General features: G+C 64.5%; 17 protein-coding genes. 8 read left to right on the top strand and 9 right to left on the bottom strand.

Annotation, left to right across the window (positions count from 1 at the left end; genetic code table 11):
- Genes ACYP33_RS23910 through ACYP33_RS23900 form a run of 3 tightly spaced genes read right to left on the bottom strand, consistent with a single transcriptional unit; the run spans nucleotide 1 to nucleotide 2,869 of the window.
- Nucleotides 1-816 (bottom strand): shikimate dehydrogenase family protein, encoded by an 816-nt coding sequence (locus tag ACYP33_RS23910; RefSeq protein ID WP_459624197.1) that lies wholly within the window; start codon nucleotides 814-816, stop codon nucleotides 1-3.
- Nucleotides 813-2,360 carry an acyl CoA:acetate/3-ketoacid CoA transferase gene (locus tag ACYP33_RS23905; RefSeq protein ID WP_459624219.1) on the bottom strand — a complete coding sequence of 516 codons (1,548 nt, stop codon included), beginning with the start codon at nucleotides 2,358-2,360 and terminating at the stop codon, nucleotides 813-815. Before ACYP33_RS23905 ends, ACYP33_RS23910 begins: the two co-directional genes overlap by 4 nt.
- A complete protein-coding gene (locus ACYP33_RS23900; protein WP_459624224.1) occupies nucleotides 2,267-2,869 on the bottom strand; it encodes a hypothetical protein in 603 nt (200 codons plus the stop codon). Before ACYP33_RS23900 ends, ACYP33_RS23905 begins: the two co-directional genes overlap by 94 nt.
- Here ACYP33_RS23900 and ACYP33_RS23895 point away from each other — a divergent pair.
- The 3 genes from ACYP33_RS23895 to ACYP33_RS23885 all read left to right on the top strand — a co-directional run bounded on the left by ACYP33_RS23895 (nucleotide 2,868) and on the right by ACYP33_RS23885 (nucleotide 6,915).
- Nucleotides 2,868-3,824, top strand: a complete 957-nt coding sequence (locus tag ACYP33_RS23895; protein ID WP_459624196.1) for a LacI family DNA-binding transcriptional regulator — start codon at nucleotides 2,868-2,870, stop codon at nucleotides 3,822-3,824. The two genes, ACYP33_RS23900 and ACYP33_RS23895, sit on opposite strands and share 2 nt — an antisense overlap.
- Nucleotides 3,825-4,165: 341 nt before the next feature.
- Complete coding sequence (locus tag ACYP33_RS23890) at nucleotides 4,166-5,440, top strand: MFS transporter (protein WP_459624195.1); 1,275 nt, start codon at nucleotides 4,166-4,168, stop codon at nucleotides 5,438-5,440.
- A gap of 434 nt (nucleotides 5,441-5,874) precedes the next feature.
- Nucleotides 5,875-6,915: a LacI family DNA-binding transcriptional regulator gene (locus ACYP33_RS23885; RefSeq protein ID WP_459624194.1), complete on the top strand. Its 1,041-nt coding sequence runs from the start codon at nucleotides 5,875-5,877 to the stop codon at nucleotides 6,913-6,915.
- A gap of 12 nt (nucleotides 6,916-6,927) precedes the next feature.
- On the opposite strand, the gene ACYP33_RS23880 is transcribed toward ACYP33_RS23885, so the two are convergent.
- From ACYP33_RS23880 to ACYP33_RS23865, 4 genes are read right to left on the bottom strand one after another with little or no spacing between them, the layout of a single operon-like run.
- Complete coding sequence (locus tag ACYP33_RS23880) at nucleotides 6,928-7,401, bottom strand: MaoC family dehydratase (RefSeq protein ID WP_459624193.1); 474 nt, start codon at nucleotides 7,399-7,401, stop codon at nucleotides 6,928-6,930.
- Complete coding sequence (locus ACYP33_RS23875) at nucleotides 7,398-7,853, bottom strand: MaoC family dehydratase (protein WP_459624192.1); 456 nt, start codon at nucleotides 7,851-7,853, stop codon at nucleotides 7,398-7,400. Before ACYP33_RS23875 ends, ACYP33_RS23880 begins: the two co-directional genes overlap by 4 nt.
- Nucleotides 7,853-9,055 carry a CaiB/BaiF CoA transferase family protein gene (locus tag ACYP33_RS23870; RefSeq protein WP_459624191.1) on the bottom strand — a complete coding sequence of 401 codons (1,203 nt, stop codon included), beginning with the start codon at nucleotides 9,053-9,055 and terminating at the stop codon, nucleotides 7,853-7,855. The genes ACYP33_RS23875 and ACYP33_RS23870 overlap by 1 nt, the downstream gene beginning before the upstream one ends.
- A gap of 34 nt (nucleotides 9,056-9,089) precedes the next feature.
- On the bottom strand, nucleotides 9,090-10,373 hold the full coding sequence (locus ACYP33_RS23865; protein ID WP_414447125.1) for an MFS transporter: 1,284 nt from the start codon (nucleotides 10,371-10,373) through the stop codon (nucleotides 9,090-9,092).
- Nucleotides 10,374-10,704: 331 nt separating this feature from the next.
- On the opposite strand from ACYP33_RS23865, the gene ACYP33_RS23860 reads away from it, so the two are divergent.
- Both ACYP33_RS23860 and ACYP33_RS23855 read left to right on the top strand, forming a co-directional pair.
- Nucleotides 10,705-11,829: a glycoside hydrolase family 88 protein gene (locus tag ACYP33_RS23860; RefSeq protein ID WP_459624190.1), complete on the top strand. Its 1,125-nt coding sequence runs from the start codon at nucleotides 10,705-10,707 to the stop codon at nucleotides 11,827-11,829.
- A complete protein-coding gene (locus ACYP33_RS23855; RefSeq protein ID WP_459624189.1) occupies nucleotides 11,826-12,644 on the top strand; it encodes an enoyl-CoA hydratase/isomerase family protein in 819 nt (272 codons plus the stop codon). The genes ACYP33_RS23860 and ACYP33_RS23855 overlap by 4 nt, the downstream gene beginning before the upstream one ends.
- A gap of 108 nt (nucleotides 12,645-12,752) precedes the next feature.
- On the opposite strand, the gene ACYP33_RS23850 is transcribed toward ACYP33_RS23855, so the two are convergent.
- Nucleotides 12,753-13,676, bottom strand: coding sequence for a LysR family transcriptional regulator (locus ACYP33_RS23850; protein WP_459624188.1), 924 nt, complete (start codon nucleotides 13,674-13,676; stop codon nucleotides 12,753-12,755).
- Between the two features lie 111 nt (nucleotides 13,677-13,787).
- Between ACYP33_RS23850 and ACYP33_RS23845 the strand changes: the two genes are divergently transcribed.
- On the top strand, nucleotides 13,788-14,771 hold the full coding sequence (locus ACYP33_RS23845) for an SMP-30/gluconolactonase/LRE family protein (RefSeq protein ID WP_459624187.1): 984 nt from the start codon (nucleotides 13,788-13,790) through the stop codon (nucleotides 14,769-14,771).
- A gap of 81 nt (nucleotides 14,772-14,852) precedes the next feature.
- On the opposite strand, the gene ACYP33_RS23840 is transcribed toward ACYP33_RS23845, so the two are convergent.
- Complete coding sequence (locus tag ACYP33_RS23840; RefSeq protein ID WP_459624186.1) at nucleotides 14,853-15,848, bottom strand: LacI family DNA-binding transcriptional regulator; 996 nt, start codon at nucleotides 15,846-15,848, stop codon at nucleotides 14,853-14,855.
- Between the two features lie 206 nt (nucleotides 15,849-16,054).
- Between ACYP33_RS23840 and ACYP33_RS23835 the strand changes: the two genes are divergently transcribed.
- Both ACYP33_RS23835 and ACYP33_RS23830 read left to right on the top strand, forming a co-directional pair.
- Entirely contained in the window at nucleotides 16,055-17,449 is a 1,395-nt protein-coding gene (locus tag ACYP33_RS23835; protein WP_459624185.1) for an amidase, read from the top strand.
- 14 nt (nucleotides 17,450-17,463) lie between these two features.
- Nucleotides 17,464-18,876: a YfcC family protein gene (locus ACYP33_RS23830; protein WP_459624218.1), complete on the top strand. Its 1,413-nt coding sequence runs from the start codon at nucleotides 17,464-17,466 to the stop codon at nucleotides 18,874-18,876.
- Nucleotides 18,877-18,885: the final 9 nt, after the last annotated feature.

Below are 18,885 nucleotides of genomic sequence, written 5' to 3'. Positions count from 1 at the left end.
TCAAGCGGCACGAATGCCGAAAAAATCGAGGATCGCGGCGATCTGACCGGTGTGCATGTCGGTGCCGGTCACGACGGGGCAGCCAGATTGCTTTGCATGCCTGATCAAAGCGGTCGGATGATCCGCCGGCCGCAGCACGACATCGCCCACCAGCACGTCGGCGGCCAGCGGCCCCAGTTCGGCGGGCAGGCCATCCGAATCGCGCATGCCGACCACCGAGGCGTTGACGATCAGGTCCTTTCCGACGGCATCGGCGCTTCCTGTCATGACTTCGCACGCGCCGGCATCGTTCGACAAGCGTTGCGCGACGCTCCGCGCACGCTGTTCGTCGGGGTCGAACAGCGTGAGCGCGCCGACACCGGCGTCGATCAACGCGCCGGCGATGGCCGCGCCCGCCCCGCCGCATCCGAGCACCAGCGCACGCCGCCCCTTCACCGCATGGCCATGGGCGAAGATGCCGCGCACGAAGCCTTCGCCGTCGAACATGTCGCCGAACCACTGGCCATCCGCGCCGCGCCGCAACGCATTAACCGCGCCCACGCGCCGGGCGCGCGGATGCACATCGGCGGCGATCGCGTTCGCGTCTGCCTTGAACGGCGCGGTGACCAGCACGCCATCGAGATTCTTCAGCTTGAGCAAGGCGGGCAATACGTCGTGGATCTCGCCGGATGCGATATGCATGGGCACCAGCACCGCATCGACGCCCGCGTTCGCAAACGCCTCGCAATACACCTGCGGCGAGCGCACCTGCTCGATCGGGTCGCCGACGATCGCGTACAAACGCGTGCGGCCGGTGATCGACGAAGCCGGGCTCATTCGTGGCTCCGATACCATTGCGCGACGCGCTCCGATCGATAGCGGCGTTCGCGGCGCAAGGTCTCGCCGGCAATGCCCATCAGGTCGGCTGAAAACAGGCGCGCGTCCATCTCGCGAACGTCCCGGGCGACGGGCGTGCGGAAATCCATCTGAGCAAAGATGTCGCGTTCGATATCGATCCCGGGCGCCACTTCGATCAATTCCAGGCCTTCGGCATTGACGCGGAACACCGCGCGCTCCGTGACGAACAACGCCGTATTGCCCTTGCCGTGCGCGAGCGCCGCGCTGTAGCAGATCTGCTCCAGCGAATTGACGAATTTCCGATGCTTGCCTTCCCGAACGATGTGCGTGCGGCCGCCTTCCCACTGAACATCGAGATCGCCCGCGGTCAGCGTGCCGCTGAAAATCACGCGCTTTGCGTTCTGGCTGATATTGATGAAACCGCCCACGCCGACAATCTTGTCGCCGAACCGGCTGACGTTCACATTGCCCTTCGCATCGACTTCCGCGAACGACAGGAAGGCGAGATCGAGGCCGCCGCCGTCGTAGAAATCGAACTGCGAGGTCTGCTCGATCATCGCGGAGAAATTCTGCGCGCCGCCTGAATCGCGGCCCGTGATCGGCGCGCCGCCGATCAGGCCTTGCTCGTTGGTCAGGACTACCGAATCAAGCAGCCCCTCTTCCGCCGCGATGGTCGACAGCCCCGTGGAAACGCCCGCCCCCAGATTGCACACCGCCCCCGGATACAGCTCCATCGCCGCGCGACGCACGATCACCTTGCGCGCGCCGAACGGAAGCGCCTTGATTTCGTTGAGCGGCACGCGCAATTCTCCGGCGTAGCTCGGATCGTAGTCCGTCGCATAGGTCTGGCGCTGCTCGGGATCGACCACCACGAAATCCACCAGGATGCCGGGAATCTTGACCTGCTTCGGCGGCAGCGTGCCCCGGCAGGCCATGCGCTTGACCTGCACGATGACGACACCGCCTGCCCTGCGGGTGGCTTGCGCCATCGCGATCATCTCGCCGAGCACGGCCTCCTGCTCCATGGTGACGTTGCCGTCCTCGTCGGCGGTCGTGCCGCGCAGGAACGCGACATTGATCGGGAACGGCTTGAAGCGCAGCCATTCCTCGCCGTCGAGCTCGATCACCTCGACCAGCGGCTCCTCGGTCATCGGGCTTTGACGCGCACCTTGCTGGCGCGGGTCGACGAAGGTATGCAAGCCGGTTTTCGTGATCAGCCCGGGCCGGCCGCCCGCCATTTCCCGCATCAGTTGCGAGAGCACGCCTTGCGGGAGCGTATAAGCCTCGATCCGGTTTTCGGCGGCCATCTTCAGCAACCCCGGCGAATCGATCAAGGCCCCGGTGATGGCCCGCTTCAGCAGGCCGTCGTGCGCGAGGTGGCAGGCGCCCAGCGAGACACGGTCGCCGATGCCCACGACGCTGATGGAGGTCAGGGCGCGCGGCTGCCGTTCGTTCTGGAAGCGTCGCTCGACCGCTGCCAGCAAGGCCTCGGGCACGGCATGGCCGCCGCCCGATCCGCTGATGAGAAGTGAATCGCCAGTGCGCAGCAGCGCTGCGGCTTCGTCAGGTGTAATTCGTTGCATAGGGCGTTGAATGGCTGATTGACCGGGACCGACGTGCGGCATGTCGGATGCAATGTAACCGGTCTCAAATATGTGTTCAAGTATTTATCCCCGAGCCGAGGGATAACCCTGAATATCCGAGCCATCAGTGCCTTTGAACGCTTCAAAGCCACCATCACGGAAAAAATCCCAAGTTGGACGGCTATTTTGTAACCGGTACCTTTTATTCTCGATTCACCTCCACACCGCTCCACCGGCAGCAGCAGCCCGCCACCGAAACCACCGCCCGAGCGCAGATTCGGCTCGTTATAATCGGGGCCAACCGCGAAATCGCCCGGGCCATGCATGACCAAAGAAAAATCGACGACTGAAGCCGCAACGGAATCGAGAAAGCCTCGATCCACCACCAGCGTCACCCTCCGCGACGTCGCAAGATTCGCCGGCGTCTCATCCGCGACGGTCTCGCGCATGATGAATCGCCCGGAAGCCGTCTCGAACGAGCTCAGGGAACGCATCGCGGCGGCCATCAATCATCTGGGCTGGGTGCCGCACGCCGCGGCGCGGGCGCTCGCCACGCAGCGGACCGGCACGATCGGCGCGGTGTTCCCGACCGTTTCCAACGAGCACTTCGCCACCGCCATCCAGGAACTGCAGGAAGCGCTCGAATCCGCCGGCTATACGCTGCTGCTCGGCTGCTCGCAATACGACACGCAACGCGAGTACAACCAGATCCGCAACATGCTCGAACGCGGCGTCGACGCCGTCGTGCTGGTCGGCGAATCCCATCATCCCGACCTTTACGCCACGCTCGCCCAGCGCGGCGTGCCGTACGTCAATACGTTCACCTATCGAAAGGACAGCGAACATCTCTGCGTCGGCATCGACAATCGCCGGGCGTTCTTCGAATTCACGACCTATCTGCTGGGCCTGGGGCACCGCCGCTTCGCCATGCTGTCGCAAACCGCGGATTCCAACGACCGCGCGTGGGCACGCCGCGAGGGCGTGCGCGATGCGCTTGCCGAGCACGGGCTCGGCATTTCCGCGGCACACATGGCCGAGGGATTCTGGGGCGTCGGCGTCGGCCGCAAGCTGTTTTCGCAGATCATGAGCACGCCTCAGCCGCCCACCGCGATCATTTGCGGCAACGGCACGTTCGCGATCGGCGCGATGCTCGAAGCCGCGAAATCGGGCTACGACGTGCCGAACGAATTGACGATCGCCGGCTTCGACGATTTCGAAGTCATGTCGGAACTGCCGATTCCGATCACGACCGTCAGCGTGCCGAGCGCGGAAATCGGCCGCAAGGCCGCGCAGATGATCCTCGAATCGCTTTCGGGCGCAGGCACCCCCGCGAGCATCGAGTGCGATGCCGAAATCATCATCCGGGCCTCGTCGGCCCCGCCGGCGGCTCTCGCCAGCCGCTGACAGCGATGCACGAAGCGGCGACGTGAACGCCGCTTTTCCCCGCGACATCCGCACGGCCGCCCCGCCGACTGCGCTATCACATCGATCCGACCTGCCCCGGCGGCCGCCGCCGCGGGTATCGATCACGCTAAAAAATCCTACGATTGAAATCGGTACCAATCGAGCATCACCCCGCCTCATCGGCAAATTTCAATTTTTTATCCAACTGATTCAATAGGATAGGTATCTACCCTAGGTCCCATGCATTTGGCTTGCAGACGCATTGATTCTCAATTTGAGACCGGTTACATTTCTCGCACACCAACATCGCACAGGGAGACACCATGCCTTCGGAAATCGCTTTGGATCGACGAACCAGGAGCAAGACGCGCTGGTATCGCGAGATCACCGGCGCGCAATGGCGCGTCCTGATCGCCGCGTGGGGAGTCTGGGTCAACGACGCCCTCGACTTCCTCGCCATCACGTTCGTCCTGAAGGATATTGCCCATGCGTTCAATGTGGCGCTGTCGACAGCGTCGCTGCTTCTGCTGGCGACCTACGGCGTGCGCTGGATCGGCGGCCTCGCGTTCGGCGGCCTGAGCGACCGAATCGGCCGCAAGATCCCGTTGCTGATTACGTTGGCCTGGTTCACCGCCGGCGCGGTCGCGACCGGGCTGTCGTGGAGCTTCGCTTCGCTCGCGGTGTTTCGCCTGTTGCTCGGTTTCGGCATGGCGCCCGGGTTTTCGCTCGGCGCCGCGATGGTGGCGGAGTCGTGGCCGGAGAAGTACCGCGCGATCGGCATCGGCATTCTCGACACCGGTTGGGGGCTGGGCACCATCGGCGCGGCGCTTGCGTACGAGTTCGTCTACCCGACGTTCGGCTGGCGCGGCATGTTCTTCGTCGGGCTGCCTCCCGCGCTCATCCTCGGGCTGTTCATCATTTTCTGCGTGCCCGAATCGGAAGCGTGGAAGCAGGCTCAAGCGACGGCCGCTCATCAAACCAGGAAGAACCCCATCGTCAAGCTGTTCACCGAATACCCCGGGCGCGTCTTTTACCTCGCAGTCCTGATGTTCGTGCTCTGTTTCGGGAACTGGCCGTTCCAAGCCTTGCTGCCCACCTACTTGCGCAACATGAATCTTCCCGCCTCGTTCGTCAGCGGCGTGGCCATGGCGTCGGCGATCGGCCAGATTCTGGGCTTCATCGCGAGCGGCTTCATCGCGGAAAAGCTCGGCCGGCGCTGGGCGATTTCCACGATGATCGGCATCGGCTCGGTGAGCGTTGCCGGGCTCGTGCTCACCACGGGCAATACGGCATTGGCCTATATTTTCGCGTTCCTGAGCGGGTTCTTCCTGGTTGGCGCATCGGGCATCTGGGGCACGATTCTCACCGAGAATCTGCCGCGCGACGTGCGGGCATCGGGCGTGGGGTTTCTGTACAACTTCGGCGTGATCGGCGGCGGCCTGGCGCCCTTCATTACGCTCACCACCATGAATTACCTGGCGATCTCGATGTCCACCTCGATCATCGTTTTCTCGATCGCAGCGGCATTGCTCGGTGGCATCCTGCTGTATTTCTCGCGCGAAACGAAGGGCATGAATCTGAGTGAAATCGACGAAGAATCGCTCAGGAATCCGTAAAGCCTTTCCTCGCTCGCCTGCCATGCTCGGCTCGTCGAGCAAGCCACCACGGCGCCGGCCGGCGAGTCATTCCCTCCGGCCGAAAATCGTCGCGCCCTGCGGCGATGGCAAGCACGCCATGAACCGTGAGGATGCCGACACATCGGCATCCCGATAGGTCGCGCAGCGCCGCCCTGTCCTCACGATGTTCCCCACCAGCAGGACGTCGATTTCCCCGATAACAAAGCGATCAGTCAGCCGAATTCGGTCTCAAAATCAATTGATAACGTTGCCACAAATGTCACTCAAACTCACTGCCAGCGGATGCACTCATGGTAATCTGCAAGCACTTTGGGGCGGCATTATCCTTTGCAGATACCTACATTGCCATGCAATGACCCGGGCAACCCATTCGATATGCGGCAACATCCATTCAGACAACGATTGCAAGCACCATGGCTTCCGTAAATCTACACGACGTCGCGCGCGCGGCAGGCTGCTCGCCCTCCACGGTGTCCCGCGTCCTGCGCACGCCCGATGTGGTGCGCGACGAAGTTGCGCAGCGCGTGCTGGCCGCCGTGCACAAGCTCGGCTACACGCCGAACAATGCCGCCCGTGCATTGCGTTCCCGTCGAACCCGCATGATCGGGGCGGTGCTCCCCACGCTTGAACATGCGATCTACGCGCGCCTGGCCAATACGTTGGAAACCGAACTCGCCCACGACAGTTATTCGCTGATCGTGACCACGTCGGGATTCGATACGCGCAAGGAACTGGAGCAAACGCAACTCATGATCGAACGCGGCGCCGAGGGCATCGTGCTGGTCGGTGACGCGCACGATCGTGCGCTTTACGAATTCCTGCAGTTGCGCAACGTTCCCTATATCAATACGTACGTCTACACGCCCCAAGCCACGCACCCGTGCGTGGGGTTCGATAACAAGAAGGCGGCGAAACAGGTCACCGAATATTTGCTGAGCCTCGGCCATACCCGCATGGCGATGCTCACCGGCGTGCGCAAGGATAACGACCGGGTACGAGCCCGTATCGAAGGGGTCGAGGAAACCTTGAACGAGAACGGCCTGACGATTACGCCGGAACACGTCATAGAAGGCCCCTACGCCATCACGGCGGGACGTAACGGCATGCGCAAGCTGCTGAATCTCTCCCCGCGTCCCGAGGCGATCATCTGCACCAGCGACATTCTCGCGTTCGGCTGCCTCGCGGAATGCACCGCGGCCGGCATCGCGGTGCCGGGCGACATGTCGATCACCGGCTTCGACGATCTCGATTTCGCCGCGCATCTGAACCCGCCGCTCACCACCATGCAGGTTCCCGCCATCGAAATGGGCACGCAGGCCGGGCGCTTTCTGATCGACACGCTGGAAGAAAAATCCCCGCTCGATCGGGTCGAACTCGAGGCGCGGCTGATCATTCGCGGCACCACCGCTCGGCCCTCCACGTCACAGCACCGCCCGACCATCCATCGGCAATAACGGCGAACGATGCTAAGCGGTGCTTCGACGCACTATCATCGTGGTGGTTTTGCCCGACTGCACGCACTCCCCGCGCTGATTGAAGACGTCGATGCCCAGGATCACGATGCCTCGATCCTGTCGCTTCGTCTCACGTTTCGATTCCACGCGCATGCTTGCCGTGATGCGGTCGCCGCTGACCACCGCCTGCTTGTAGTCCCATGTCAGCGACAGCGTGGCCACCGCCTGCAAACGCCACGCACAGCGCATTTTCATGGCGTCGACCAACGCCACGATCAACAAGCCGTGCGCGATGCGACGTTCGAAGCCGAGTTGCCGCGCGGCTTCGTCGTCTGTGTGAACCTCGTAGAAATCCCCACCCACACCCGCGAACGCGACGATGCTCGCATCGGTGATGGAGATGCCGCCCAGATCGATCGCATCGCCAACATTCAGGTCGTCGAAATAGCATCCCGCGAAGCGCGTCGCTTGATTCTCTGTATTCATGACACCGCCACCCATTTCAGAATGTGCTCGGCCACGCACACCAGTTCCCCGGCCTGATTGACCACGCGAATCTCCGCCACGGTCCGGCGCCGTTTCGTGTCCACGTCGAGAATCGTGTATTCCAGCCGGATCGAATCGCCGGCGAACACTGGCTTCAGGAAGCGAATGCGATCGTAGCCGAGCGACACCGGTGTTTCGCTATCGCGCACGCCTTCCACGCGTTCGACGATTGCCGTCGAACAGGCGGACATGTACGCCACCAACAGCGCACCGTGCGCAATCAGGCGGCCATAGGGGCTGGCGGCCATCACCTGCTCGTCGACATGATTGGGCGAATGGTCGCCGCTGAGATCCGCAAAGGCGCGAATGTCCTTCGCGCCGACATGCCGTTCGAGCGAGACGCTATCGCCTGCGCTCAGGTAGAAATCGTTCACTGCCGGGCGCGCGTCCATCACGCCGGCACGGCCGCTTGCGCGAGACCACGCCCCGACACCACGCCGGCATCCACCAGCGCTTGGATCCGCTGCGGCGCGTAGCCGAGCTCCTCCAGGATCTGCCGCGTATCGTGACCGATCTCGATCGCCAGATGCCGCACCGCCGGCACCTCGCCGTCGTAACGCAGCGGATGATTGATCAGCGTGGCCTGGCCGTTGCGCACCTCGACGGTTTCGAACACGCGGTTGTGCTTCGCCTGCGGATTGTCACGCAGGTCGCTGTAGTCCTGAACCGGCGCCCACCACATCGCCTTGGCGTCGAGCGCCTCGGTCAACGCATCGAGACGGTAGCGTCCGACCGCGTTCGCCGTGGCGCGTGCATACGCGTCACGCTCTTCATAGGGATTGCAACCGGCGAGCGCGCGCAGGCCGTCATCGTCGAGCGCTTCGGCAAACGTCGCCGGATCGTTCAGCGAGATCGCCACCGCGCAATCGTCCGCGGTTCGATAAATGCCGTAAGGCGCCTGGTGAAACCACGTCGAGAGATGGGCATCGCGCTCGAACACGGCCGGGTTCTTCTCCGCCGTCAGATAGTTGGTAATCGCTTCGGCTTGCAGATCAATGCCCGCGTTGAACAGATTGCCCTCCACGCGCGTGCCCGCGCCCGTTTTCAAGCGCTTCACATAGGCGCCGAGAATGCCCATCGCCAGCAGGGCCCCGCCGTGCTGGTCGCAGATCGCGGCACCCACCGCCGTCGCGCCGCCGCCGGATGCCGCCACCAGCCCGGTGCGTGCCTGGATCATCAGATCCTGCCCCGGCATGTCGCGCATCGGCCCCGACCCGCCAAAGCCGCTCGCCGACGCATAAATGATGTCGGGCTTGCGTGCCTTCACGGCCTCGTAGCCCAGGCCGAGGCGGTCGAGCACACCGGGCCGGAAGTTCTCGACCACGGCATCCGCCTCGTCGATCAGCTTCATCGCGATCTCGATGCCTTCCGGCGACTTCAGGTTCAGTGCGACGACGCGCTTGTTGCGGTTGGCGCACAGAAAGAACGCGCTGACATCCTCGATGAACACGCCCGCGCCGGACCAATGTCGCTCGTAGGCACCGTCTCTCGCCTCGATCTTGATGACGTCCGCCCCCATGTCGGCGAGATATTGCGTGGATGCCGGACCTTGCAGATAGTGGCAAAAACTGACGATGCGCATACCTTCGAGCATTCCATTCTCCATTTGAAAATAGTTTAAAGCCGCGTTACCGGGCCGAGCCGGCGGCCATCGGAATCGAGGCAGCGCGCGGGCGGCGTCGCACGCTGCCAGCCAGCACCACGGCCACGATCAACGCGCACCCCATGAACAGATAGGACGAGGCGGGGTCGCCCGTCAGCCCGGTCAGATACCCCACCGCATACGAACCGAGGAACGAGCCGAGCGCACCCACGCTGTTGATCAAGGCCAACGCGCCGCCCGCCACCGTTCGCGGCAACACCTCGGGCGCGATCGAGAAGAACGGCGGGAACACCACGTACATCGAAACGCCCGCCAGCGTCAGGAGAACGAATGAAACCCAGAAGTTCGACGCGCCGACGAAATACAGCGCGAAGAACGACAAGGCGGCGATCGCGAGCGGCACGGCGACGAACAGCTTGCGGTTCTGCAGCCGGTCGGACATCCATGCGACCGGCAGCATGCACAACACCGCACCGAAGTACGGAACCGCGGACAGCCAGCCGGTATTGACCATGCTCAGTGTCGCGCCGTGCCTCAGGATCGACGGCAGCCACAGCAGGAACCCATAGAAGCCGAGGCTCTGGAAGAACAGCACGCCCGCGAGCTTCCACACCGTGGGCGTCACGAATGCCTCGCGATAGTTCTTCACCGGCGCGAGATCCTTCTGCTCGTCGGCCAGCGTGCTTTCGAGCGCGGCCTTTTCCTGGTCGGTCAGCCAACCGACCTGCGCAGGCTTGTCGCGCACTACCACGATCCAGACAAACGCCCACAGCACCGCCGGCAGACCTTGCGCAATGAACATGACGCGCCAGCCCCACGATTGCACCAGGTAGCCGGACACCACCGACATCCACAGGATGGTCGCGGGATTGCCGAGCAGGAATATCGTGTTGGCGCGCGAGCGTTCCCGCTTCACGAACCAGTTGGAGACGTACACCAGCATGCAGGGCATGACGGCCGCCTCGACGATCCCCAACGCGAAACGCACCGCCATCAGCATCGGCACGCTGCGCACCACCCCCGTCAGCGCCGCGAGCCCACCCCATGCAATCAGGCTGAAGAAGATCAGGCGGCGCACGCTGCGCCGTTCCGCGTACATCCCGCCGGGAATCTGGAAGAAGAAGTAGCCGAGAAAGAACAACGAGCCGAGCAATGACGAGGTCGAGCGGCTCATGCCGAGATCGTGATCGATGCCGGCGGCCGCCGCAAAGCCGTAGTTCGCCCGATCCAGATAGGCGAGGCTGTACGTGATGAACGCGACCGGCAGGATGATCCACCATCGCTTGATGGGAAGGGGGTGTGCGGCCATGTCATGTCTCCTTGTGTTCGTGTTTGCCGCCAAGGTGTCCACCCAAGGCAGCCAGCAGCCGATGCCCGGCACTTTTATGACAACGATTGCAAACAAGATATTTCCTACATGGCATCGTTGTCAACGAGAGACCTGATAATTTTTCGGGCTCGTAAACCCTGAATACCAGCCGTTTTTCGTCATATCAGTTCGATTTTTCCACCCCGACATGCCGGCGATGCCGCTGCCATGGCACTTGCATTCGAGAAAAAATTGACGCAGAGTGACAACGTTGTCAAACAACTTTCCTCGGCGTGGCCACCATGCCGAGCGTATCTGCGGAGGAGAAGACATGAACGATTGGCTGACCGACGGCATCGAGACGGCCGTGCTCAAGGTCGAGGCACAGGCGCGTCGCGGCGGCGACTTTCCCCATATCACCGAGCACGGCGAATGGCGCACCACGCCCGACGGCGTATGGACGGGCGGATTCTGGGCCGGCCTGCTCTGGCTCGGTTACGAGGCGCGCAAGAGCCCCGCCCTCCTCGACGCCGCCACGTCGCTGACCGATCGGCTGCTGCCCCGCGCCGCCGACGCCATCAACCATGATCTCGGTTTCATGTTCTACCCGAGCGCGATCAAGGGCTGGCGCATCACGGGGGACGAGCGCTATCTGAACGCGGCGCTGACCGCCGCCACGAGCCTTGCCGCGCAGTTCAACCCGCAGGGCGGCTTCATTCCCGGCTGGGGTTTCTTCGGCGCGGAGAATTGGTCGGGATCGGTGTTGATCGATACCTTGATGAACCTGCCGCTGCTCGTGTGGGCCACCCAGCATGGAGCGGACAAGCGCCTCCTCGACGTGGTGCACCGTCATGCCCGGACCGCGCTCGCCCACCATCAGCGCGCCGACGGCTCCGTCTTCCACGTCTACCGATTCGATACGACGAACGGCGCGCCGATTGCCGGCGATACCTACCAGGGCCTCGACGCATCGAGCGCGTGGTCGCGTGGGCAAGGCTGGGCGCTGGGCGGGTTTGCGATGCTGGCCGACATGACCGGCTCGCAGAACTATCTCGCCGCCGCGCGCCGCGTTGCGGACTACGTGGAACAACACCTGCCGGCCGACTTCGTCCCGCCGTGGGATTATTTGGCGAGCGCGCCGGCCGTCAAGGATTCGTCGGCCGGCGCCATCACCGCGTATGGCCTCATGCGGCTCTGGGATTTGACGGGCGACGCACGCCATCTCGAACTGGCCGAAACCATGCTCGAGGCGCTGTGCTCGCACTGCCTGATCCGCGACGAGCGTGCCGCGATCCTCGCGCATGCGACGGCCGACCTGCCTCATGGCCTGGGCATCGACGAGTCGACCATCTACGGCGATTATTATTTCCTCAAATCGCTGATGGCGCTGCGTGCCATCAAGGAACGGCCCGCACGCGATCGAGGCGGCTTGCTCATGCCGGCGTCCGCCGAGTGATCGTCGCGAAAACTTCGAGCATCAACCTGGAACGCATCATGGAAACGATCAGGACCGAACGGTTCGGGGCGGTCGCCCTGCTCACGCTCGAACGCCCGGAGCGCATGAACGCACTGAGCAAGCCGCTGCTGCAAAGCCTCGACGCCGCGTTCACCGCGCTCGGCCACGACGACGACACGCGCGTCGTCGTGCTGACGGGCGCGGGGGCGAAGGCGTTCTCGGCCGGGGCGGACATCAACGAGCAGCGCGACTTCTCCCCGGAGGACGCGTATGCCCACATGCGCTGGGGCCAGACCATCTTCGACCGGATCGAAGCTTGCCCGAAGCCAACCATCGCCGCGATCAACGGCGTGGCGTTCGGCGGCGGCCTCGAACTGGCGCTGGCGTGCGACTTGCGAATCGTCGCGGACACGGCCCGCCTCGGTTTGCCGGAAATCACCCTGGCCAGCTTTCCCGGCTGGGGCGGCACGCAGCGCCTGCCGGCCATCATCGGCGTGCCTCGCGCCTTGCGGATGATGCTGGCGGGCGATCCGGTCTCACCAGAGTGGGCGCTGGCGGCGGGGCTGGTCAACGAGGTGGTCGAGGCCGATGCGCTGCTCAACCACGCCCTGGCGCTGGCCAGCCTGATCGCCCGGAATTCGGGCGAGGCGCTCGCCGCCGTGAAATCGGTCGTGCGAACGGGTGTGCATGAAGACCGGGCGGCCGGGCTCGAGGCCGAAGCGCGAGGCGTGGGTGCGCTGTGGGGCACGCCAGCGCAGAAGGCGGCGCAGGATGCGTTTTTTGCTCGACGCAATCGGGGGCGTCGGATGCCTTGACGGGCAATCGTATAAGCCCCGCGAATGTAAGTGCCACGGCTGAAATGCAGGCTCGGTGCTACATCTCGTCCGCGGGCCGGCAAAGCCGGCCCATCCGACACGCTTTCTTCACGACTGCGACGATCGATCCCAATAAGGCGGGTCACCGATGTGTGCGCCGATATGCTCGACGAACAGCCGTGCCCGAGTCGCATGCGAGCGGCCAGGCAGGCGTACCGCGTAGATCGCCGGCGCATCGCTCACCTTGCGGCCGTCGTCGAGCGGGAACAGCGAGACGAGCTTGCCGTCCCGCAACGCGTCGTTGACCAGCCAACTGGCGAGATGAACGACCCCCAGCCCGGCGACGGCGGCATCGAGCAAGGTTTCGGTGTCGTCGCATTGAAACCGGCCCTGGACCGGCAATGGCGCGCCTCGATTCACCCCCGGAAAAGTCCAAACTCCTTGCGGCGTCGGCCGCGACGACACGCTCAGGCATTCGTGATCGAGCAAGGCCTTGAGCGTGTCGGGGCGTCCGGCCCTCGCCAGATACGCGGGGGCCGCGCATACCAGCCGACGCAACGGTGCAAGCTTGGTGGCAACCAGGTCGCCATCGGCAGGGCGGCCGATCCGGATCGCAACATCCGCTCGCTCGACCGACAGGTCGATCACGGTTTCGCTCAACTGAAGCTGGATTTTGATTTGCGGGTATTTCAGCAGAAACGACCGCACCGCGGGCGCGATATGCCGGCGCCCGAATGTCGCCGGCGCGGCGACCGTCAATAAACCGCTCGGCTCGGCATCGGTGTTCGCCAGGGCGTCGCGCACCTCGGACAGCTCCAGCAGAACGTGGCGCGCGGTGCCGAGGAACCGCTCGCCGGCATCGGTCAGAACCAGCTTTCGCGTGCCGCGCCGAAACAGCGGCAGGCCCAACTCCGCTTCCAGCGCGTCGACCCAGCGTGTCACCGACGACACCGCGACGTTCAACTGCCATGCCGCCGCCGAGAAGTTTCCGGCTTCGACAACCGCGACGAATATCTCCAGGTCTTTCAGCATCTCGATATCTTAAGGATTGCGAAGATCGCAAGCCAGCTTTGCGACTTCGCGGATTGTTCGACACCTACCTCACACGCACAATCTCGCCACCCCATCGACGGCGTGATACCCATGAATGAATCGGCAATCAAACCCCGCAACCGCCTCTGCTACGCGCGCAAACTGACGATCGGCGCCGCGCTGCTGGCCGCCTCGCTGATCGCGGATATCGCAGCCGCCGCGGATCTTCGCTTTACCGCTCATCAGCTTTATCCGGAAAGCGTGACGTGGTCGGCCCGGCAGCAGGTTTTCATGGTGGGCTCGGTCCAGCATGGCACGGTCGGCAGGCTCACGCCGGACGGCCATTACACGGCCTTCATTCGGGACCCGCGCCTGATATCGACGCTCGGGCTGCTGGTCGACGATCGGCGCAACACGCTCTGGGTCACCAACTCGGACCCGGGTGTCGGCGAACACACGTCCGCCACCACCAACGGCAAGCTGGCCGCGGTGGCGACCTACGACGCCAGCACCGGCAAGCCGCGCGCCTATTTCGATCTCTCCCGCCTCGAACCCGGTGTGCACCTGGCGAACGATCTGGTGCTCGACGCGCACGGAAACGCCTATGTCACCGACAGCTTCGCGCCGGTGATCTTCCGTATCGACACCGAAGGCAAGGTTTCGGTATTCGCACGGGATGCACGCTTCTGGACCCGCGAAGGCTTCAACCTGAACGGAATCGCGATCCATCCCGACGGATATCTGCTGGTCGGAAACTCCAACTCGGGCGAACTGTTCCGAATCGACCTCGACGATCCATCGAAAATCTCGCCGGTCAAACTTCCGGAGACGCTCATCGGGGCTGACGGTTTCGATCTGATCGACGCGCACCATTTGATCGTGGTGCAGAACGCCGGCATCGACCGGACCGTCGAGCTCGTGTCGACCGACGGCTGGCAAAGCGCAACGATCCTGCGCACGCAAAAGAGCAAGGAATCGAAACCAACCGCAGCGGTGACCAAGGATGGCACGGTGTATGTGCTGAACTCTCGCCTCGATACGCTTCCCGATCCCAAGGCGCCGAAGGTCGATCGATATCTGCTGCAGCCGTTTTGACCATCGCATGCGCCAGCCGCAAACCACGCTACCGGCACCAATCGGCAAGCCTGACGATCCGGATGGTGCCGGCCGCCCCGTTCACGGCGAACTGCTCTCGCGCACCTGCAAGGCCGGCGCAAGCAGGACGGCACGTGGCGCCGCGCCCGCCAGTTGCTCGAGCAGCAGTTCCACCGCCAGCCCGCCCATCTCGAACATCGGCAGCCGCACACTGGTGAGGGGGATCGGCAATTCGGCGGCCAGCGGCGTGTCGTTGTAACCCACGATCGCCACGTCGCGGCCGATCCGCAGGCCGCAGTCGCGCGCGACGCCCATCGCGCCGATCGCCAGGAAATCGTTGACCGCGAAGATGGCTTCGGGCGCAACCCGCCCCCGCATCAATCGGGAACCGAGCTCGCGGCCTGCGTGCGTGTCGAAATGACCATGCAGCACCGAACCCGCGTCCAACTCGATGCCCTGCTCGCGATAGAACGTCAGAAAACCGCGCGTACGATCCGCACCGGTCGACGCATGCTTCTCCCCGGCCAGGACCGCCACGCGGCGATGGCCACGCTCGAATAGATGACGCGCGACCATCCTGCCGCCCAGTTCGTCGTCGCAACTCACGCCCGGGTAGGACGCCTGCGCCCTGCTCACCAGCACGAACGGCACGTCGCGTCGGCGCAGTTCGTCGAGCAGCGGTTGATCCTCGCCGATGTGCGCATCGCCGATCACCAGGCCGGCCACACGCCGCCGCAACGCCTCGTCGGCGCGCGCGCGCTGACGTTCGGGATCGTCGAGCGTGTTGGCGACAAACGCGAGGTAGCCGGCTGTCGCGGCCGCATCATCGATGCCTTCATAGATCGTCGCCATCACGAGATCCGACAGGCGCGGCATCAGCACCGAGATTTCGCGCGTGCGACGTGTCTTCAACGCACTGGCCTGCACGTCGGCACGGTAATCGCGCTGCGCGGCGAACGCACGAATCCGCTCGACCACCTCGGGCGATGCGGCCTTGCCGGCATCGCGCGGATCGCCGTTGAGCACGCGCGAGACGGTCGAGACATGCAAACCCAGCGCCTCGGCGATGGATTTCAAGGTAATGGGCCTCGGTCGAACAGACATGGGAGTACGGGGTAGGAGCGACGATGCCCGCGATTCTACCGCCCCGCCAGCGCTTGACAAGGGAAATTGGCACGATTAGATTTCGCAAAACCCAAACGTTTGGGTTTATTTTTTGACACCCAACCCAAACGTTTGGGTTACTTATTCAGCATCACGGCGGATTGAACATGGAAGCACGCATGAATGGTCGAGACGACAGCGCAGCGACACCGGCGCCGGCCCTCGAATCGGCCTCATCGCTGGCGGCGGATTTGAGCCGTGGCGTCATCACCAGCACGGCATTGGTCGAACGCTGTCTCACGGCCATCGAAAGCCTCAACCCTCGCGTCAACGCCTTCGTCCACCTCGACCCCGAGGCTTCGCTGCGCGCCGCGCACGCCGCCGATCGGCACCTCGCCAGCGGCCGGCCGACCGGGCCGCTGCATGGCCTGCCGGTCGCCGTGAAGGACAACATCGACACATTCGACATGCCCGCCACCTGCGGCTCCGCGCACTTTGCAGGCAGGCAGGCCGCGCAGGATGCCGATTGCGTGGCTCGTCTGCGCCGCGCCGGAGCCATCGTGATCGGCAAGACGCTCACGCACGAATTCGCCTACGGCCCCACCGGAGATCGCTCGCTGCAGGGCGCCGCCCGCCACCCGAAGGACCCGACCCGCATGACGGGCGGATCGAGCGCGGGCAGCGCCGCGGCGGTCGCGGCCGGCATGGTGCCGCTCGCGGTCGGCACCGACACCGGCGGCTCGGTGCGAATCCCGTCGGCGCTGTGCGGCACGGTCGGCTTCAAGCCGAGCGCGGGCGCGATCTCTACCGAGGGCGTGTTTCCGCTGTCGATCAGCCTCGATCACGTCGGACCGATCGCGCGCACGGTGGGCGACGCCCTGCTGATGTTCCAGGCGATGCGCCTGCCCGGCTTTCCGGCGCGTCCCGATCGTCCGATCCCGCAGCGGATATTGCGCGTCGGCTGGATCGAGAGCGATGCATTCGGCCCGGCGGACCCCCGCGTGGGCGAGCGGGTCCGGCAATTCGCCGACCAACGCTTCGAAGCCGCCGGCGCCGTGGTCGAGGCCTATCAGGGGATCGCCGCGCTGGTGCCGCGCCTGCATGCCGGCGTGATGGCGTTGCAACGCGCCGAGGCCTATGAGGTGCACGCGGAACGCATGCGCGACGCGCCGCAGGCGTTCGATACGGAGGTTCGCGAGCGGCTCGCCGTGTCCGCCCGGGTCAGCGGCTGGGAATACGTTCGGGCGCGACGCGAGCAACAGCAGTTGCGCGAATCGGTCGACCCCGCGTTCGAACGCTTCGATGTGCTGATCATGCCGACCACGGCGATCGTCGCACCGGTGCTGGATGTGCGTTCGGTGACCTTCGACGGGCGGCAGATGGAAGTGCGCGGCGCGCTGCTGGATCGCACGAGCCCGTGGAATCTGACCGGCTTGCCGGCGCTCAGCGTCCCCGCGGGCGAAGTGGACGGGTTGCCCGTCGGCCTGCAGATCATCGGCCGGGCGGGCACCGATATCGCCCTGCTGGAGGCGATGCAAGCCGTCTTCGATACGCCGTCGCTGCAACAGAACTGATTTCGGAGCCTTCCATGACCCTCATGCATTCCAGCCCCGATAACGCTGGTCCCGCTCGCCCAGACAAGCCGGCCACGAGCCCTTACGTGCTGCTGTTCTGTGTGCTGATGGTGGCCGCGCTCGCCACCTGGGTCCTGCCGGCGGGCGAATTCGATCGGGTGGTGCGAGACGGCGTCAAGTTCGTCGTGCCGCATTCGCTGCATGCGGTGCCGCAGCACGGTATCGGCCCCGCCGGCATGTTGATGGCCATCAGCAAGAGCGTGACCGACACGGCGGCCGTGATTTTCCTCATCATGTTCACCGGCGGCACGTTCTCCGTACTCGAGAAAACCGGTGCGGTTCAAACCGCGGTGGCACGGCTCGGGGCACGCTCGGGCGGCAACAACCTGGTGGGCGTCGCGGCCATCTGCATCGTGTTTTCCGTGCTCGGCACGATGGGCGCGGTCAGCAACGCGGTGGTGGCATTCGTGCCGCTCGGCATGCTGATCGCCCGCTCGATGCGGCTGCCCGCCGAGTTTGGCGTCGGCCTGATCTATCTCGGCACCTACGCGGGATTCAACGCGGCCGTGATGAATCCGACCACCACCGGGGTTTCGCAACGCCTAGCCGAACTGCCGATATTTTCGGGGCTCGCGTTTCGCGCCGCCGTGTTCGTGCTGTTCGTGGCGGCGGCGGTGCTTTTCCTGATTCGCGTGGCCGTGCGCCAACGCGACAGCGGCGAGGCGCCTCGGCCAGGCATCGCCTCGCCCGCGGATGAGTCGGCAACGCCCGACGCACCCACCCGCCGCCAATGGCTGGTGCTGGCGTTGACCGGCGGCGGGCTAGCCGTCTTCATCTACGGCGCGGCCCGGCTCGGCTGGAGCGAGAGCGAAATGATGGCGACCTTCGTGGCGATCGCGATCGGTGCGGGCTTCGCATGCCGGCTCGCGCCGTCGGCGCTCGCCAACGCCTTCATCGCGGGCTGCGGGCAACTCGCCAGCGGCGCATTGATCGTCGGCCTCGCACGCGCGATCTCGACCGTGCTGGCCAACGGCCACATCCTCGATCCGCTCGTGAATGCGCTCGCCGACCTGCTAGCCCCGCTCCACCCGATGGCCGCCGTGATCGGCATGTTCTTCAGCTCGGCGGCCATTCACGTCGCCATTTCCTCGGGATCGGGAGAGTCGGCCGCGCTGATTCCGATCTTCGCCCCGCTCGGCGATGCCCTGCATCTGACGCGCCAGGTGACGGTGCAGACCGTCTTGCTCGGCGAGGGCATCATGAACTGCATCAACCCGACGTCGGGCGTGCTGATCGCCGTGCTCGTCACCGCCCGGATTCCGTTCGGCCGCTGGGTGAAATTCGTCGCCCCGCTCACGCTCGCCTGGCTCGTCATCTCCATCGCGTCGCTGCTGGTCGCGGTCGCCATCCATCTGGGTCCGTTCTGAACCCGGCCT

The organism is Burkholderia sp. 3C (assembly GCF_054589155.1).
The sequence above is the reverse complement of the archived record's forward strand: the minus strand, read 5'-3'. Positions and strand labels throughout refer to the sequence as shown.

What these genes read in the sequence shown, in the direction of transcription:
- ACYP33_RS23910 (WP_459624197.1), bottom strand. Translation starts at nt 816, where the DNA reads ATGAGCCCGGCTTCGTCGATCACCGGCCGCACGCGTTTGTACGCGATC.
- ACYP33_RS23895 (WP_459624196.1), top strand. Translation starts at nt 2,868, where the DNA reads ATGATGAATCGCCCGGAAGCCGTCTCGAACGAGCTCAGGGAACGCATC.
- ACYP33_RS23900 (WP_459624224.1), bottom strand. Translation starts at nt 2,869, where the DNA reads ATGCGCGAGACCGTCGCGGATGAGACGCCGGCGAATCTTGCGACGTCG.
- ACYP33_RS23885 (WP_459624194.1), top strand. Translation starts at nt 5,875, where the DNA reads ATGGCTTCCGTAAATCTACACGACGTCGCGCGCGCGGCAGGCTGCTCG.
- ACYP33_RS23880 (WP_459624193.1), bottom strand. Translation starts at nt 7,401, where the DNA reads ATGAATACAGAGAATCAAGCGACGCGCTTCGCGGGATGCTATTTCGAC.
- ACYP33_RS23875 (WP_459624192.1), bottom strand. Translation starts at nt 7,853, where the DNA reads ATGGACGCGCGCCCGGCAGTGAACGATTTCTACCTGAGCGCAGGCGAT.
- ACYP33_RS23870 (WP_459624191.1), bottom strand. Translation starts at nt 9,055, where the DNA reads ATGCTCGAAGGTATGCGCATCGTCAGTTTTTGCCACTATCTGCAAGGT.
- ACYP33_RS23865 (WP_414447125.1), bottom strand. Translation starts at nt 10,373, where the DNA reads ATGGCCGCACACCCCCTTCCCATCAAGCGATGGTGGATCATCCTGCCG.
- ACYP33_RS23860 (WP_459624190.1), top strand. Translation starts at nt 10,705, where the DNA reads ATGAACGATTGGCTGACCGACGGCATCGAGACGGCCGTGCTCAAGGTC.
- ACYP33_RS23850 (WP_459624188.1), bottom strand. Translation starts at nt 13,676, where the DNA reads ATGCTGAAAGACCTGGAGATATTCGTCGCGGTTGTCGAAGCCGGAAAC.
- ACYP33_RS23845 (WP_459624187.1), top strand. Translation starts at nt 13,788, where the DNA reads ATGAATGAATCGGCAATCAAACCCCGCAACCGCCTCTGCTACGCGCGC.
- ACYP33_RS23835 (WP_459624185.1), top strand. Translation starts at nt 16,055, where the DNA reads ATGAATGGTCGAGACGACAGCGCAGCGACACCGGCGCCGGCCCTCGAA.
- ACYP33_RS23830 (WP_459624218.1), top strand. Translation starts at nt 17,464, where the DNA reads ATGACCCTCATGCATTCCAGCCCCGATAACGCTGGTCCCGCTCGCCCA.